This window comes from Microbacterium sp. M, from assembly GCF_045181065.1.
Lineage (GTDB): Bacteria > Actinomycetota > Actinomycetes > Actinomycetales > Microbacteriaceae > Microbacterium.
Map to the genome: position 1 here is coordinate 2065851 of NZ_CP173721.1, position 15859 is coordinate 2081709.

Sequence of the window (15859 nt, forward strand, 5' to 3'; positions counted from 1 at the left end):
GGTCAGACCATCTCGAGGAGCTCGGACAGCGACGCGATCTGCTCGGTGCCCGACACGTGCTGGTGTCCGCCGGCGAAGTGGACGAAGCGCGTGCCCAGGTCCGCGGCGATCTCCTGATCGTGATTGGTATCGCCGATGAGGAGAATCCGCTCTGGCGGGATGCCTGCATCGCGTACCCATCCGGCGATCACGGCATCCTTCGACGCCGCGTAGACGTCGCCGATGCCCAGTACATCCTCGAAGTGCGCAGAGAGGCCATGCGGACGCATCTGTTCCGCGAGCACGGCCGTCAGCGTCGCCGAGGCCAGCACCTGGCGCACTCCCCTGTCCGCGATGCCCTGCAGTGTGGCCCGTGCATCCTCGTGCAGCGTCGCCGACGAGATCCGCCCGGGCAGGAGGCCGAGGTACTCGTCCGCAGCGTCAGGGAACTCGTCGGCATCGATCCCGACCGACGCATAGAAATCGCGGATCGGGAAGCGGAACCGTGCGCGGTACTCCCCCAGCGTGAGGACCGGCTCCCGCCCTCGCCGCACCAGCACCTCGTTCATGGTGCGGTGACAGATGTCGACATCGTCGAGCAGTGTGCCGTTCCAGTCCCAGCAGACCGCGTCGATCGTGTGATCACCCATCTCTCGACACTAGCTCCGGCATCCGACACGGCACCCGCCCGGACCGGACCCCGAACCCGCTCAGGCGAGCTCGATGAGCTCCTGGTACTCCTGGTTCCAGATGTCCTCGACGCCGTCCGGCAGGATCAGCACCCGCTCGGGGTTCAGCGACTGCACTGCACCGGGGTCGTGCGAGACGAGCACGACTGCGCCCTCGTAGTGCGCCAGCGCGTCGAGGATCTCCTCGCGCGACGCGGGGTCGAGGTTGTTCGTCGGCTCATCGAGCAGAAGCAGGTTCGCCGAGGAGACGACGAGCGTCGCGAGTGACAGACGGGTCTTCTCACCACCGGAGAGGACACCAGCGGGCTTGAGCACGTCATCACCCGTGAACAGGAACGATCCGAGCACCCGGCGCGCCTCGGTCTCAGTGATGTGCGGGGCGGCCGAGACCATGTTCTCGAGCACAGAGCGCGAGACGTCGAGGTTCTCGTGCTCCTGCGCGTAGTAGCCCACCTTGAGTCCGTGGCCCGGCTCGAGCTGCCCGGTGTCCGGCTCGTCCACGCCGGCGAGCATGCGCAGCAGCGTGGTCTTTCCCGCGCCGTTGAGTCCGAGGACGACGACCTTCGATCCGCGGTCGATCGCGAGGTCGACGTCGGTGAAGATCTCCAGCGACCCGTAGGACTTGGACAGCCCTGAGGCCATCAGCGGCGTCTTGCCGCACGGGGCCGGCTTCGGGAACCGCAGCTTGGCGACGCGGTCCACCTGGCGCACATCCTCCAGCCCGGCCAGCAGCTTCTCGGCACGGGCGACCATCTGGTGCGCCGCGGCGGCCTTCGATGCCTTCGCTCCGAAGCGCGCCGCCTGCTGCTGCAGGGTCGTCGCCTTCTTCTCGGCGTTGGCGCGCTCCTTCTTGCGACGCTCCTCGTCGGCGGCGCGCTGACGGAGGTAGTTCTTCCAGTTCATGTTGTAGGCGTCGATGATCTGGCGGTTGGCGTCCAGATAGAACACCCGGTTGACCGTCTCGCCGACGAGCTCCACGTCGTGGCTGATCACGATCAGCCCGCCCTTGTAGTTCTTCAGGAACTCGCGCAGCCACACGACGCTGTCCGCGTCGAGGTGGTTGGTCGGCTCGTCGAGGATCATGGTGTCCGCATCCGAGAACAGGATGCGCGCCAGTTCGATGCGCCGGCGCTGACCGCCCGAGAGCGTCTTCAGCGGCTGATCGAGGATGCGATCGGGCAGCGACAGGTTGTTCGCGATCGACGCGGCCTCGGCCTCGGCTGCGTACCCGCCCTGGCCCTCGAACTGCTCGGTCAGCCTGGCGTAGCGCTTCATCGCCTTGTCCGCCACTGCCTGGTCGTCCGAGCCCATGGCGACCGTGGCCTCGGCCATGCCGAGCGCGAGGGATCCGAGACCTCGAGCGTCCAGGATGCGGGTGCGCGCGAGCATCTCCGGGTCGCCGGTCCGCGGGTCCTGCGGCAGATAGCCGAGCTCGCCGGACCGGGTGACGCTGCCACCGGAGGGCAGCACGTCGCCGGCGAGGACCTTCGTCAGGGTGGTCTTGCCGGCGCCGTTGCGACCGACGAGGCCGATCTTGTCGCCGTCGGAAACGCGGAACGAGACGTTCTCCATCAGCAGGCGCGCGCCAACGCGGATCTCGAGTTCGTGCACGGCAAGCACAGCGGACGTCCGTTTCGTCAGGGGTGGATGCGGCCAAGGGGCCAGCCTCCCAGTATAGATCGGGCTCGCTGTGCACTCCCCCGGCTCCGATCACACCAGCCCGCGAGCCGCCAGAGCGTCCCCGACGTCGTCGGCATGGCGCAGCGCGAGCACGAACAGCGGAACGACGGAGCGGATGCCGAGGCGCACGCCCCTCGCCTGCTGCGCTTCGCGCACGCGCGCAGCGAATCCGGCCACGACCGGAATCATCGTGATCGTCAAGGAGACGGTCATCGCGACCGCGTCCGCGTCGACGCCGAGACGCCGCAGCGGACGCAGCATCCGCTGCAGCACGTCGAGCAGATCTCCCATCGTGGTGGTCAGAGTCAGCAGCCCTGCCAGCAGGACGAGGGCGACGACACGACCGGTGTTGATCAGAGCCTCCTGCGGCGACGTGAACACCCACAGCAGTCCGCCGAGAACGAGGACCATCCACCGCAGCTGCCAGACCTGGGCGGCGAGCACGCGCATTGACATCCTGGCCACCGCGTACAGCACGACGACGACGCCGAGTGCGACGACGATGCCGATCATGGTGCGAGGAGCGAGCGCGAGCACGAGCACGAGCGCGGCAAGGCCGGTGAGTTTCAGGCCTGCCGGCGCGCGGTGCAGCGGGCTCGAACCGGGACGGTAGAGCGTCTTCACGCGGCCATCCGACGGTAGGTGCGGATCAGTTCGGCCGGTTCGCCGACGTCCGCCACGCGGCCGTCCTCGAACAGCACGGCGGTCTCGCATCGCCCCGCGAGCTCGAGGTCGTGGGTCACGAGCACCACCTGAGCCTCCTGCTCCAGGAGCAGGTCGCCGATGCGGCGCGCATTGCGCAGATCCAGCAGCGTCGTCGGCTCGTCGGCGACGATCAACTCCGGTTCCGTGATGAGCACGGACGCCAGCGCCAGCATCTGCTTCTGCCCTCCGGACAGAGCGGATGCCGGGACATCGGCGTGGTCGGCGAGACCGTGTCCCGCCAGGGTCTCGGCGACCAGCCGATCGACCACGCGCCGGTCGCGGCCGCGCAGCGACAGAGCGAGATCCTCCGCCGGCGTCGGCATGAGGATCTGCGCGTCGGGGTTCGTGAACACGAACCCCACACGCCGGCGCAGGGCCGTTCGATCGCGCACGGAATCGAGACCCAGAACGCCCACGCTGCCCGTCGTCGGCTCGATGAGCCCGTTCAGCAGGCGCGCGAACGTCGACTTCCCCGACCCGTTCGCACCGATCACCGCGATCCGGGCGGCCGTCAGCGACAGCTCGACCTCGGCCAGGACCGGCCGACCATCGAGCTCGACCGACACGGAACGCAGATCGATGCCGGCGAGTCGCGTGTCAGACCGCATGCGCTCGCGCCCGCACGCCGAACGCCGGCGGGTAAGCGCGTCGCAGCGCGAGGGTCAGGACCGTTGCCGCGACCGCCTTGATCAGATCCCCCGGGAGGAACACGAGACTGGACAGCGCCGTCGGCCCCAGCGCGAGTCCCATCACCGCCGCCTGCACGGGGATGCCGAACAAGTAGACGACCCCGATGCCGCCGACCACTGTGGCGGTGCCGGTGCGCCACCAGGTGATGCGACCTCCGTGTGCGATGAGGCCGGTGACGAACGCGCCCGCGATCCAGCCGATGAGATATCCGGCGCTCGGGCCGACGAAAGCGGCGATGCCGCCATGGCCTCCGGCGAGCACCGGGAGCCCGATCGCGGCCAGCACGAGCACGATCAGCACGGCCAGGGGCCCGCGTCGCGGTCCGAGTACGGTCCCCGCGAGCATCACTCCGAGCGTCTGAGCTGTGATCGGAACGCCGGTGGGCAGCGGTACCGTGACCGTGCCGAGCACGATGATGAGCGCCGCGAAGATCGCGATGCGGGCCAGATCGCGACCGACGTCGCTTCGGTTCTCAGACATGTCTCTCCTCGGATGAAGTTCCTGAACAGTGTTCACCTGAACGGCGTTCAGTATAGTGAGATCATGATGGCCGCACGCAACTCCGACCACTCGGGGCGTCACGATCGCGAGAGCGTGACCGCCACCGCCCTCCGCCTGCTCGACGACGTCGGCCTCCCCGATCTCAGCATGCGTCGCCTCGCCGGCGAACTGGGCATCCAGCCCAGCGCCCTGTACTGGCATTTCGACAGCAAGCAGCAGCTGCTCGGAGCCATCGCCGAACGCATCCTCGCGCGTATCCCGACGGCGGCATCCACCGCGACCGCGACGGACGCCGACATCCTGAACGCCGCCCGCGGCATCCGCGATGCACTGCTCGCCTATCGCGACGGTGCCGAGGTCGTGTTGAGCTCGTACGCGCTCGGTTTCGGCGTCGAACGCACCGAGGCGCACCTGCGCGCCGTCCTCGAGCGGCGCGCGGCGGCCGAGAGCAGCGTCGCAGCCACGACACTGCTGCAGTTCATCATCGGACACGCGCTCCTGGTCCAGCAGCGGCTGCACGCCGAGAGCGTCGGCGCCGCGCAGCTCGGCGGCGGCGATGACGCCACCGGCGATGTCACGGCGGCGTTCGACGCCGGCGTGATGCTCTTCCTGCACGGCGTCGACGCGGCAGGTTCCGAGGCGAAGACCACTCTGAGGTATGACACGGTCGATACCAGGGAGTGATGTGCCGACCCGCGCCCGGTTCGTACCGTCGGTGGCATGGACGTCGTCAACGATCTCATTCTCGCCGCCGCTGCATCGCCCTGGCTGCTGCTGGTCATGTTCGCGGTCGCGATCATCGACGGGTTCTTCCCGCCTGTTCCGAGCGAGACGGTGCTCGTCGCCGCAGCTGCCGCCGCGGCATCCACGGGTGGCACGAACATCCTCCTGCTGGCGGGGGTCGCAGCGATCGGCGCGATGATCGGCGACAACATCGCGTATGCGATCGGGCGGGGACTGGGCACGCAGCGCTTCGGCTGGATGCGGAGGCCCCGCGTGGCCGCCGCCTTCGACCGCGCGCAGCGCACACTGGCGACTAACGGCGCCGGCTTGATCCTCGGCGCCCGCTACATCCCGGTGGGCCGTGTCGCCGTGAACATGTCGGCCGGTGCGCTGCGCTACCCGTGGCGCCGCTTCCTCCCGCTCAGCGCGCTCGGCGGGCTCAGCTGGGCCGCCTACAGTGCCGGCATCGGCCTGCTGGCCGGGCACTGGCTCGAGGACCAGCCGCTGCTGAGCGCCGTGTTCGGCGTCGCGTTCGCCCTGATCATCGGGTTCGCCATCGACCGCATCTCGGCGTACCGGCGGCGCCGCCGCGCCGACGTTCCGACGTCCGCCTCCCCTGAGCACCGCGATCCGGCGGTTCACGCGGATGCGCTCACGGAGGTGGGAAGATGACACCCATGACGGCGAAGCGGAACGCGCGATCGGAGAACCGATCCTCGACACGCCTCACCTCACCGGAACGACGGGCGCAGCGCGCTCAGACCGCGCAGGACCTCGCTCAGCGCAGGGCCGAGGACGGACAGCGCAGAGCGCATGCCAAGCGGGAGGCCCGCGCACGTCGGCGCGAGAAGCGCCTCGCCCGGCTCCCGGCCTGGATGCGCGATCGCGAGATCGTGACGCTCGTCCTGCTGTCCGTGATCGCCGTCACGTTGTACGCCGTGCTCGTACCGGTGCACGCTGCGGAGTACGGCAGCCCCGTCGCCTTCACGATGCTGCTCGCGGCACCCCTCGTCTCCGCTCCGCTGGTCTCGACGCGGTATCCGACCCTGGCGATCATCCTCTTCACGGCATCCGCTCTGCTGATGGCGCTCATGGTGCCCCGAGACGTCTCGCTCGCCCTCCCGTGGCCGTGGTCGGTACCGATGCTGCTCGCCTTCGTCTTCGCGGTCGTGGTCCCCACCTTCCAGCACGGCTGGCGGACGGGTCTCGTGATGCTCGCATCAGGGACCGCCGCAGGGCTGACGGCGGCGCTCATGCTGCCCGGATTCACCAGCGGCAATTCGCTGATCGTCACCACCTCCGTCGTCGGAGGCATGTACCTGCTGTCGGTGCTCATCACCGGACGGCTGCGGGTCGGCCACGAACTCACGCGCGAACGAGCCCTCACCGCCAGAGAGCAGGCGAAGCGCGAACTCGTCGAGGAGCGCACCAGGATCGCCAGAGAACTGCACGACGTCGTCGCGCACAGCATGTCGCTCATCCAGGTGCAGGCGTCCACGGCCCGTTATCGGGTGCCGGATCTCGCTCCGGAAGCCGCAGCGGAGTTCGATGACATCGCCGGGACCGCGCGCTCCTCGCTCGTCGAGATGCGTCGCATCCTCGGCATCCTGCGCACCGAAGACCACACCGCCGACCTGGCCCCGCAGCGCGGTATCGACGACATTCCAGGGCTCGTGGAGACGACCAGGCGCGCCGGAGCGGATGTCGGATTGTCGATGGCGATCTCCGGAGACATCGACGCCGCCACGCAGATCGCCGCGTACCGGATCACGCAGGAGTCCCTGAGCAATGCGGTCCGCCATGCGCCTGGTTCGACGATCACCGTCGTGGCGGGTGCCGACGAGGAGTCCGTGACCGTCACGGTCCGAAACGCCCCGGTCCCCGCAGCACCACCGACCTCAGGAGGCCACGGCCTGCGCGGCATGACGGAACGCTCCGCACTGCTCGGCGGTAGCGTGGAAGCAGGTCCGGATGCGCACGGCGGCTGGACCGTGACCGCAGCACTCCCGCGCCACCCGGCGTCCCCGATGCAGAAGGGCTCCCTGTGACGATCGAGGTCCTCATCGCCGACGACCAGGCCATGGTGCGGGCGGGCTTCGCCGCACTTCTCGACGCGCACGAGGGCATCAACGTCACAGGGCAGGCGGCCAACGGCGCCGAAGCCGTCTCACTCTCCGCCCGCCTGGACCCCGACGTCATCCTCATGGACGTCCGGATGCCGGAACTCGACGGCATCCAGGCCACCCGGCGGATTCTCGGCACGTCGTATCCCGCGGCGAAAGTGCCGCGCATCATCATGCTCACGACGTTCGACATCGACGACTACGTGTACGACGCGCTCCAGGCCGGTGCGAGCGGGTTCCTGCTCAAGGACGCCCTGCCGGAGGAGCTCGTGCAGGCCGTCCGGGTCGTCGCGGCCGGCGATGCCCTGCTGGCGCCCAGCGTGACCCGGCGGATGATCGCGCAGTTCGCCGCGCAGAAGCCACGTGCCTCGCGTGCGAGCGCGCAGCTCGCCGATCTCACCGAGCGCGAACGCGAAGTGCTGGTGCTCATCGGGCAGGGGCTGTCCAACGTCGAGATCGGGCGGGAGCTGTTCATCGCGGAGCAGACCGTCAAGACGCACGTCGGCAAGGTGCTCGCCAAGATCGGCGCTCGCGACCGCGTCCAGGCCGTGATCTTCGCGTACGACTCCGGTCTCGTCGAGCCGTCCTGACCGCCTCACCCCGCGGTAGGGCGTCGGTCGACACCCTGGGGTGATGTGCCGCCTGCCACCGGTTCCATAGCCTCCTGGGACAGACCAGAGGAGGCCCCCTGTGACCACCGTCGAGCAGCGCATCGCTGCCGCACCATCACCCGCACCCGCACCGCCCCGCACCTCGGGGCGGGACACCGGAATCGATCTCGTCCGCGCGCTGTGCGTCGCCGCCGTCGTGATCCTGCACGCGCTCATGGTCGGCGTGACCGTGACGGAAGCCGGCCCGGTGTTCGCCAACGCGTCGGAGGGCTCGTGGTGGATCACACCGCTGAGCTGGAGCCTGCAGGTGATGCCTCTGTTCTTCGTGATCGGCGGCTTCGCCGGCTGGACGGCCCATCGCCGAGCGCGCGCACACGGCGGGACGGCCGCGTCCTTCGTCGCCGGGCGTCTGCAGCGGCTGCTCGTACCGGCACTGGCTGTGATCTCGGTCGTGGGCTGTGCGCTCATCGCTCTGGCCGTCGCCGGCGTCCCTGCCGATCTGCTGCATATCGCGGGTTACCGGTACGGTCAGCCGTTGTGGTTCCTCGGCGTCTTCCTGCTCTGCCAAGTACTGCTGCCTGCGCTCGCCGCCGCCCACGAACGCGCTCCGCTGCGTACGATCGGCGCGCTCGCGCTCACCGCAGCGGCTGTGGACGCGTTGCGGTCGTCGACCGGAGTCGAGGGCCTCGGATTCCTGAACCTGGCGTTCGTCTGGCTGGCCCTGCAGCAGCTGGGATTCTTCCTCGCGGACGGACGGATCGATGCTCTCGGGCGCCGTACGCGGGTGATGACCGCCATTGGTGCCGTCGCCCTGCTCGCGTTCGGCATGACGGCCGGCGTCTACTCCCCCGACCTCATCGCCCACATCAACCCGCCGACGACGGCGCTGCTTTTCGTGGGCCTCGCGCACACCATGCTCCTCTCCCTCTTCCGCAGCCGCCTGTCGGAGTGGAGCCGGCGTCCGCGTCTCGCGTGGTTCCAGCGGTTCGTGAACAAGCGCGCCATGACCATCTATCTCTGGCACATGCCTGTCCTGCTCGCGATGGCCGGAGGCGCGGCCGTGTTCGCGATCACGTCGCAGTCGGCGCTCCCCGAGCCGAGCAGCGTCGAATGGTGGCTGACCCGGCCGCTCTGGCTCGCCACCGTCCTCGCGATCACGGCGCTGATCGCTCTGCCTCTCGCGGCGCTGGAATCCCGACGCACGCCGCCGGCCGGATCGACACGACGACTGGCGGCCGCGGCCTTCAGCGGCCTCGTCGCGATCGTGCTCCTGCTCGTGGTCGGGACGAACCCCGGCACCGCTCTCGCAGCCGTCCTGCTGATCCTGCTCGCCCTGCGCCTGGCCCGCGGAGAGGTCACATCTCGAAGTACACCGGATGATGCAGCACGCACCCGGGGTTGAACGGCGCCGCGCACTGCGGGCACGTCGGTGCAGCGAGATAGGCGCCGATCGAGAGCGTCGACCGGCATACGCCGCACAGCACGGCGTGCTCGTCGCGTGCATCGATGGGCCAGGCGCGGATGCCGTGGTCGACGGCCTCGCCATGACACTGCAGACACGGATACCAGTCGTCGCAGCACGCGAAGCGGATGGCCACCACGTCGAGCGGACTCCGGTAGTGCACGCAGCGCGTCTGCTCATCGACCGTCGAGCCCCGCACGACCGGTCGCGTCATGACCGCTCCGCGGCGTGCCCGAGTCGGAATCCGGGAATCGCGCTCAGCAGCACCAGTGCGATCGCGAACACGAAGACGAACCAGAAGGCATCGGCACCGCCCCCGAGCGTGGCGACTCCGAGGCCTGCGAGAGCGATCACGACCGCCGAGCCGCCGGAATCCGAGATCGACAGCGCCGATGAGTTGAAGCCCTGGTTCCCGGCATCCGAATACGCCAGGGTCAGAACGGTCAGTCGCGGATACACCAGCCCCATGCCTCCGCCCCCGAACGCCCACCCGATCACGACGATCAGGGGCGAGAGTCCCAGCACCGCGGTCGCCAGCACGGAGAACAGGGCGACGAGGATCAGCCCGAGGCTGATGGCCGCGATCCGTCCATTGCCGAGCCGCTCTCCGTAGCGGCCCTGCAGCGCCGAGGCACCGGCCCACGCGAACGCCGCGAAGGTCAGCGCGATGCCGGCGAGCGTCGCGGTGAAGTCGAACCGCTCCATGAGCAGGTACGGAATGTAGGCCTCGGCGGCGAAGAACGCACCGGCGACCATGCCGCGCATGAGCACGACGCTGGGCAGCCCGCGTACAGCGCGCAGGGTCCCGCGCGGCACGAGGGGCCGGATCGCGAACCCGATCACGACGACGGCGGCCGCGGCGATCGGCCATCCCACCGCAGGCACCGCGTCCGCGGAGAAGCCGACCGCGACCGCGGCGGCTGCGACGACGACCGACAGAATCAGTCGCACCGCCACGACGCCGCGCTGAAGCGTCTCGCCACCGCCCAGGTCCACTCCCCGCAGGCGAAGGGCGACCATCGCGAAGGCTCCGGCCGTGAGCACTGCGACGCCGAGGAAGGCCCAGCGCCAATCGAGATAGTCCGCGATCGCGCCGGCCAGGAACGGGCCGATCATCGACGGCACGACCCATGCCGCGGCGAAGGCGGCGAACACACGGCCGTGCAGGTGAGCGGGGTACAGCCGCGCTACCACCACGTACAGAGCGACCGTCTGGCCTCCGGCTCCCAGCCCCTGGATGAGACGCCCGATCAGGAACTGATGCATGGTCACCGCAGCACCGGAGACGATGAGCCCCACGAGGAACAGCGCGACGGACACGTAGAGTGCGCTGCGCGGCCCCCTCGCGTCGGATGCCGCACCGCTGGCGACCATCCCGATCACGCTGGTCGCCAGCGTGCCCGCGAACGCGACGGCGTACAGCGACTCGCCGTCCAGCGCGGCGCTGACGACCGGCATGACGGTCGTGACCGCCAGCGCCTCGATCGCGGCCAGGAAGATGAGTGCGACGGCCCCGAGCGTCACCCAGCGTCTTCTGCGGTCCCAGATGGACGCCTCGAGTTCGCCGGTCGCATCCGGAACGCTCATCGCAGCGTCGCGATGCGCTCGATCGCCTCCGTGAGGATCTCCGGACTCGTGCCGAAGTTCAGCCGGACGTGGCCGGCACCCTCGGCGCCGAACGCCGGCCCGAAGTGCAGTGCGACCTTGGCCTCGCGCAGAATCCGCCGCGATGGATTGTCACCCCACCCGAGCGCATTCATGTCGATCCACGCCAGGTAGCCTGCATCCGGAATCCGATAGCCGGCCGGCGGGAGGTGTTCGGCGAGCAGATCGGCCAGCAGCCGACGGTTCTCGTCGAGGGCGACCAGCAGCTCGTCGAGCCACGAGTCGCTCGCCGGCGAGAAGGCAGCCACGGCGGCCAGCAGGCCGAACTGTCCGGTGCGCCACTCGACCTCGACGGGCAGGTCGCGCACGAGCCCGGTCGTCCGGTCGGATGCCGTGACCATCAGCGCGCACTTGAGTCCGGCGAGGTTGAACGCCTTGCTCGCGCTCACGACGGCGTATCCGATCTCACGCGCTGCGTCCGAGACGGACAGGAACGGCGCGAACCCGGTTCCCGGTTGCGCGAGCGGGGCGTGGATCTCGTCCGAGACGACCGCGGCGCCGTGCTCCGCGGCCAGGGCGGCCAACGCAGCGAGGGACGCCGCGCTGTGCGCGGTTCCGGTGGGATTGTGCGGGTTGCACAGCAGGATCGCGCGCGCTCCTGCTTCCAGAGACCGACGGATGCCGTCCAGATCGAGTTCCCAGGCCGAGCCGGTGTCGCGCAGCGGCACGCGTTCGACCACGGCGCCGGCCTCGGTCACGAGTTCGTAGAACGGCGGGTACACCGGCGGGTTCACGATGACCCGATCGCCGGGTGATGTGACGCGACGCAGGATCTCGACGATCCCCATGCTGACGTCGGCCGTCGGCCGCATGCGCGCCGGGTCGGGCGACCACCCGAAACGCCGAGAGGCGAAGCCGGCGAAGGCATCGGGCAGCGGCGTCCGCGACGCGATGTACCCGGTGTCGCCGATGGCCACGGCGCGCTCGAGTGCGCGCGTGATCTCAGGGGCGAGCGCGAAGTCGGTCTCCGCCACGAACAGCGGGAGAACGTCCGAGGGGTACTCGCGCCACTTCTCGCTGGAGCGTTCGCGCAGCTGTTCCAGCGAGAGAGCGGTGACGCTCATGTCAGATCGCGAAGCCGAGCGCACGCATCATGTCGCGCCCGTCGTCCGTGATCCGCTCAGGGCCCCACGGCGGCATCCAGACCCAGTTGCTCTCAGGCTCGTGGTCCATTTTTACCCTTCTGATCAGGTATTTCATCAAACTGCAGATGGTGAGAATTCGCCGAATGGACACAGAATTAGACACAGCGCCGGGTCCAAAAAAGCTCCCGACCAGCGCCCCAATTGGGGCCCGTGCTCGCCAGCTTAGCTGTGTCTGGTTTAACCCAGGGAGCGTGCGCGCTCTACCTATATCTCGAGTTGAGTTGGAGCCATCTCATTGGCCTCCGATCGTTGAGTTCTGATTCTCATTCTCGACGTTGTCGTGAGGCTCGGCTGCCGGTTCGGCGCGAGCCAGGCGGATGTTCTGGCGATCCGCACGCAGGTCAGCGCAGATCAGCGCGCTCCACAAACTGCAACACATCGAACGGGAAGAACACCTCGCCGTCGGACCCGTCGAGCACATGTGCCCGCATCACCATGTGATCTCGGAACGCCGGCATCAGATCCTTGCCCAGGATCGCCTCGACCTGACGCAACGTATAGCCGTAAGCACTCTCAGGGTCCGGGAGCTGGATCTTCGACACAACAACCATTCTGCCAGCGGTTCATCGTTTTCACTCTTACCGGGGATCCGGGCAGTTCGGAGGCGGGCGTCCACCCACAACTCTGGGCTGGCACAGCTGTGGGCTAGGAAGTGTGAACGCCGACTCGTAGGTTGGTAACCATGGATTACGAGCACTTCGAAGGGTCGGACGGCCTCGATATCCGGGTGCCGACAGATGACGCCTACCGCACCTGCTCCGAGTGCGGCGGCGACTGCGCCCCCGAGCCGAGCGCCGTCGATGGGTTCGGCGTGCGGCTCACATTTGTGTGTCCGACGCACGGCGCGCAGAGCATCGTGGACCCGTTCAGCGACATGCGGTGACGAGGCAACGATCTGGAGCGCGCCGCGGAATTAACGGCGGGCGGGTGCGTAGCTAGCCGGGCGCTCAATGCGGGGACTGGGCGAGAAGACAACAATCAGCCCCGTGCATAGCCCGCTCCCCCTGCGCAACGATCCGCTAACGGGGGAAGGATCGCCCATCTGGTCCCAACATCTAAGGCCTCCGGTACGGTGCTCGTATGGACCGGCCCGTGAACGACCGACAGCTCGAAGTCCTGCGGTGGATCGCCGCCGGCTGCCCCGCGGGCAAATGGGCCGACGACGACAACGTGCACAAGATCAGTGCCGCAGCGCTCAAGTCTCGAGGCCTCGCGACTGTCACAGGCCACGGCAGAACTTGGACCGCCATGGTCACCGACGCGGGCACATATTACCTAGAGCATGGCAACTATCCGCCCAGCGCCACTCCCCCGTCCACCGTCACCGCCGGCCGCCGCGCAAGTCGCGAGAAGCGCCCCAACCTCGATCTCAGCGAGGGCGCGTCAAAGACACTCTCGGAGGCGAACGACCTCATCAAGCAGCTCCAAGAACAAGGGCAACTCACCGTCCCCGACCCGGCGGAGTCGGTCCGGGCGCGCTATCGACGAGTGCTGCACGCATGCAGGGTCCACCACCTGGTGCCGGATGGGCAAGATGATCGGCGATCCACGATCAGAACTGCTGCTGCTGCTTACATGTTGGCACAGGCCTTGGGGCCGCCCGGACACGGTAGAGCGAACCTGCTTGGCGAGCTGTCCGCTGTTCTTCATCGTCACGAACACGCCGCCGACATCGACAGAGACGTCATACAGATCCGTCAATGGCCTCGAGGACCGCAGCCCGCTGATGCTCGCCCAGCTCATCGCCGACAATTGGCTCGTCCGCCCAACGGTCGCCGTCGCGCTGCACCTGCCCTTCGTGTCTCGGCAACCAACGCAACGGCCCGCGACCTGAGTGTTCGAGGACCACCGCGTAGAACTCAGAGAAGACATCATTACGCATACAACCACAGTGCCACGATGACCTGTCTCAGAAAGTCCGGTCCCATAAACTCATCAGAATGAGACACTCTCGAGCCCCGGAACGCTCAGATTTCGCTGGAGCCGGATGGTGTCTCGTAAAGGAGTTGTCTACGAGACAACTTCGATACCCTGCCTCAAAGATGAATACGCCAGAGTCGGAATCCGACCTGAGCTGGGACAGCGAGTCTCACTACTGATCCCCGCAGACGCACGTCGAGAATTCTGGGCACAGGACGGCTCCCGGCATCATTTTTAGGGGACACGAAGTTCTTTGAGCGGATCCCGGCGAGATGCAACCGCAGATGGGATTATTGCAGCGATCAGTCCCGTTAAGATCGCTAGAATCCCAACGCCAAGGTAAAAGGTCCACGGGGGCTGCGGATCTCCGATGATCGTGATCACGGCGAACGATACGGCACAGCCAATGATCGATCCTACGATGCTCTGCAGTAAGGCTTGTCCGATGACGATGCTCGCCACAAGCATCCGAGTTGCGCCCAGAGCCCGCCGCCTACCATAGTCGCGGCGTTTCATAAGGACGCTTCCGTATTGCACAGTTGCGGCCAGAAATGCAGTTATGCCGAGCAGAATAAAAACTAGGGTTCGTCCAGACCAACCGAGTTGGCTACCGACGATGCTTCGCAAATTCGCAAACTCAACGCTTGTCTCAACTGTTATTTGGTCGGCATCAACATTGCCAAGCAGCTGTTTGACAAGGACGCTCACAGGTTCAATATATCGTGGATGGGAAACCACTGCTACGAGCAAACCGATACGACTTGCAGGCTCGAGATCTCCGGGGACGAAAACTGCGGGTTCCAGAAATTCTAAATAGTCGGGCACGCTAATGGCATTAATGACCGGTAGCTGCTCGCCGGCTTCGTTGACAAAATAGGCCAGAGACCCGTCGACTTGCGCTGTAATTAAGGCCCTCTCCGACGCGAAAGCACCAGAGTTCGGAATTGAGGCGGCGGGGATTCCGATATTCTCGACTTGCAACGAATAAAGTTTCCGCACTGGTACCACAGGGCCTTCTGGGAAGGCCGCGTTGGCATAGTCTTGAGCCGCGCCAAAACCGCCAACCCATTCGAGCCCATTGACAGTCGACAATCGATCCAGGACGTCTGTAGTAAGTCCAGCGCCGGGCTGAGCGCGGACGAGAATCGCACGGCTGCCCGCATTATCGATTGAATTCAAAACAGCTTGTTCGGCACCAATCGTCCTGCCTGTCGTCATCAGCACGGCAACGCACATCCCGGCAACCATGAGAACGCACGTCAGAGAGACAGCCAGCCTCGTCATAGAGGAGACGAGAATCTCTCGAGCCAGCTCTCGACCTTTCATCAGAGCCGGACCTGCCGATCGCACTCGATTACTACGTCCGGATCGTGAGTTGCTATCAGTACCGTTGCACCGCCCCGCGCCCTCTGCCGTAGCGCCTGAAGCACCAGCTGCGAAGTTTCTCGATCGAGGTTCCCGGTTGGCTCATCTGCCAAGATAAATTGGGGGTCACCCAGGAGCGCACGACAGAGCGCAATGCGCTGCGCCTGTCCCCCGGATACCTGTCCGGGACGCCTGTTGTATTGCACGTTGACCTCGAACTTGCGAAGGAGAACTTCGGCGCTCTTGACTGCAGTTTTGCGGCTACATCCGCGGTAGAGCGCAGCCTCGACGACGTTGTCGAGGACGCTGCGGCTCGTGTCCAACGCCGCATCTTGGAACACGAATCCAAACCGTGCAGCTCGCAAGTCGGCTCGGTCCGCATCGCTGACCGCATACGCATCAAGTCCATCGACGAGCACTCGACCGCTGATTGGATTCACCATCAGCCCGAGGATGTATAGCAGCGTGGACTTACCCCGACCACTAGCCCCGGTCAGAGACACCATTTCGCCCTCCTCGAACCGACCGGTCCAGTTGTCGAGGATTCGTGGGCCATTGCGATAGCCAAATGTCAGGCTCTCCACCTCCAGCGACATGGGGC

17 protein-coding genes are annotated in these 15859 nt (G+C 67.0%); 6 read left to right on the forward strand and 11 right to left on the reverse strand.

Translation table 11 applies throughout. The annotated features are described in order from the left end of the window. Positions 1 to 2: 2 nt before the first annotated feature. The 5 genes from ACI7YT_RS09995 to ACI7YT_RS10015 all read right to left on the reverse strand — a co-directional run bounded on the left by ACI7YT_RS09995 (position 3) and on the right by ACI7YT_RS10015 (position 4223). Entirely contained in the window at positions 3 to 629 is a 627-nt protein-coding gene (locus tag ACI7YT_RS09995; protein WP_406245380.1) for an HAD family hydrolase, read from the reverse strand. A 60-nt stretch (positions 630 to 689) separates the two neighbouring features. Next, positions 690 to 2288: an ABC-F family ATP-binding cassette domain-containing protein gene (locus ACI7YT_RS10000; RefSeq protein ID WP_406245382.1), complete on the reverse strand. Its 1599-nt coding sequence runs from the start codon at positions 2286 to 2288 to the stop codon at positions 690 to 692. A gap of 90 nt (positions 2289 to 2378) precedes the next feature. After that, the gene (locus ACI7YT_RS10005; RefSeq protein ID WP_406245383.1) at positions 2379 to 2972 is read right to left on the reverse strand and encodes an energy-coupling factor transporter transmembrane component T; all 594 of its coding nucleotides are present in this window, start codon (positions 2970 to 2972) and stop codon (positions 2379 to 2381) included. After that, positions 2969 to 3661 carry an energy-coupling factor ABC transporter ATP-binding protein gene (locus tag ACI7YT_RS10010; RefSeq protein WP_406245384.1) on the reverse strand — a complete coding sequence of 231 codons (693 nt, stop codon included), beginning with the start codon at positions 3659 to 3661 and terminating at the stop codon, positions 2969 to 2971. Before ACI7YT_RS10010 ends, ACI7YT_RS10005 begins: the two co-directional genes overlap by 4 nt. Beyond that, positions 3651 to 4223 (reverse strand): biotin transporter BioY, encoded by a 573-nt coding sequence (locus ACI7YT_RS10015; RefSeq protein WP_406245385.1) that lies wholly within the window; start codon positions 4221 to 4223, stop codon positions 3651 to 3653. The genes ACI7YT_RS10010 and ACI7YT_RS10015 overlap by 11 nt, the downstream gene beginning before the upstream one ends. Before the next feature lie 63 nt (positions 4224 to 4286). On the opposite strand from ACI7YT_RS10015, the gene ACI7YT_RS10020 reads away from it, so the two are divergent. The 5 genes from ACI7YT_RS10020 to ACI7YT_RS10040 all read left to right on the forward strand — a co-directional run bounded on the left by ACI7YT_RS10020 (position 4287) and on the right by ACI7YT_RS10040 (position 9103). After that, positions 4287 to 4928 carry a TetR family transcriptional regulator gene (locus ACI7YT_RS10020; RefSeq protein WP_406245387.1) on the forward strand — a complete coding sequence of 214 codons (642 nt, stop codon included), beginning with the start codon at positions 4287 to 4289 and terminating at the stop codon, positions 4926 to 4928. Positions 4929 to 4964: 36 nt separating this feature from the next. Next, the gene (locus tag ACI7YT_RS10025) at positions 4965 to 5639 is read left to right on the forward strand and encodes a DedA family protein (protein ID WP_406245388.1); all 675 of its coding nucleotides are present in this window, start codon (positions 4965 to 4967) and stop codon (positions 5637 to 5639) included. A 5-nt stretch (positions 5640 to 5644) separates the two neighbouring features. After that, complete coding sequence (locus ACI7YT_RS10030) at positions 5645 to 7015, forward strand: histidine kinase (protein ID WP_406245389.1); 1371 nt, start codon at positions 5645 to 5647, stop codon at positions 7013 to 7015. Continuing rightward, positions 7012 to 7680 (forward strand): response regulator, encoded by a 669-nt coding sequence (locus ACI7YT_RS10035; protein WP_406245390.1) that lies wholly within the window; start codon positions 7012 to 7014, stop codon positions 7678 to 7680. The genes ACI7YT_RS10030 and ACI7YT_RS10035 overlap by 4 nt, the downstream gene beginning before the upstream one ends. 100 nt (positions 7681 to 7780) lie before the next feature. Further along, the gene (locus ACI7YT_RS10040) at positions 7781 to 9103 is read left to right on the forward strand and encodes an acyltransferase (protein ID WP_406245391.1); all 1323 of its coding nucleotides are present in this window, start codon (positions 7781 to 7783) and stop codon (positions 9101 to 9103) included. Here the strand turns inward: ACI7YT_RS10040 and ACI7YT_RS10045 are convergent. The 4 genes from ACI7YT_RS10045 to ACI7YT_RS10060 all read right to left on the reverse strand — a co-directional run bounded on the left by ACI7YT_RS10045 (position 9057) and on the right by ACI7YT_RS10060 (position 12515). After that, positions 9057 to 9377 carry a CHY zinc finger protein gene (locus tag ACI7YT_RS10045; protein ID WP_406245392.1) on the reverse strand — a complete coding sequence of 107 codons (321 nt, stop codon included), beginning with the start codon at positions 9375 to 9377 and terminating at the stop codon, positions 9057 to 9059. The two genes, ACI7YT_RS10040 and ACI7YT_RS10045, sit on opposite strands and share 47 nt — an antisense overlap. Continuing rightward, on the reverse strand, positions 9374 to 10750 hold the full coding sequence (locus ACI7YT_RS10050) for an MFS transporter (protein WP_406245393.1): 1377 nt from the start codon (positions 10748 to 10750) through the stop codon (positions 9374 to 9376). Before ACI7YT_RS10050 ends, ACI7YT_RS10045 begins: the two co-directional genes overlap by 4 nt. Beyond that, positions 10747 to 11892: a MalY/PatB family protein gene (locus tag ACI7YT_RS10055; RefSeq protein ID WP_406245394.1), complete on the reverse strand. Its 1146-nt coding sequence runs from the start codon at positions 11890 to 11892 to the stop codon at positions 10747 to 10749. Before ACI7YT_RS10055 ends, ACI7YT_RS10050 begins: the two co-directional genes overlap by 4 nt. 422 nt (positions 11893 to 12314) lie before the next feature. Further along, positions 12315 to 12515, reverse strand: a complete 201-nt coding sequence (locus ACI7YT_RS10060; RefSeq protein WP_406245395.1) for a hypothetical protein — start codon at positions 12513 to 12515, stop codon at positions 12315 to 12317. Between the two features lie 140 nt (positions 12516 to 12655). On the opposite strand from ACI7YT_RS10060, the gene ACI7YT_RS10065 reads away from it, so the two are divergent. Next, positions 12656 to 12856 carry a hypothetical protein gene (locus ACI7YT_RS10065; RefSeq protein WP_406245397.1) on the forward strand — a complete coding sequence of 67 codons (201 nt, stop codon included), beginning with the start codon at positions 12656 to 12658 and terminating at the stop codon, positions 12854 to 12856. 1271 nt (positions 12857 to 14127) lie between these two features. Here the strand turns inward: ACI7YT_RS10065 and ACI7YT_RS10070 are convergent. Beyond that, entirely contained in the window at positions 14128 to 15141 is a 1014-nt protein-coding gene (locus ACI7YT_RS10070; RefSeq protein WP_406245399.1) for an ABC transporter permease, read from the reverse strand. A 77-nt stretch (positions 15142 to 15218) separates the two neighbouring features. Next, a complete protein-coding gene (locus ACI7YT_RS10075) occupies positions 15219 to 15854 on the reverse strand; it encodes an ABC transporter ATP-binding protein (protein ID WP_406245400.1) in 636 nt (211 codons plus the stop codon). Positions 15855 to 15859 lie beyond the last annotated feature (5 nt).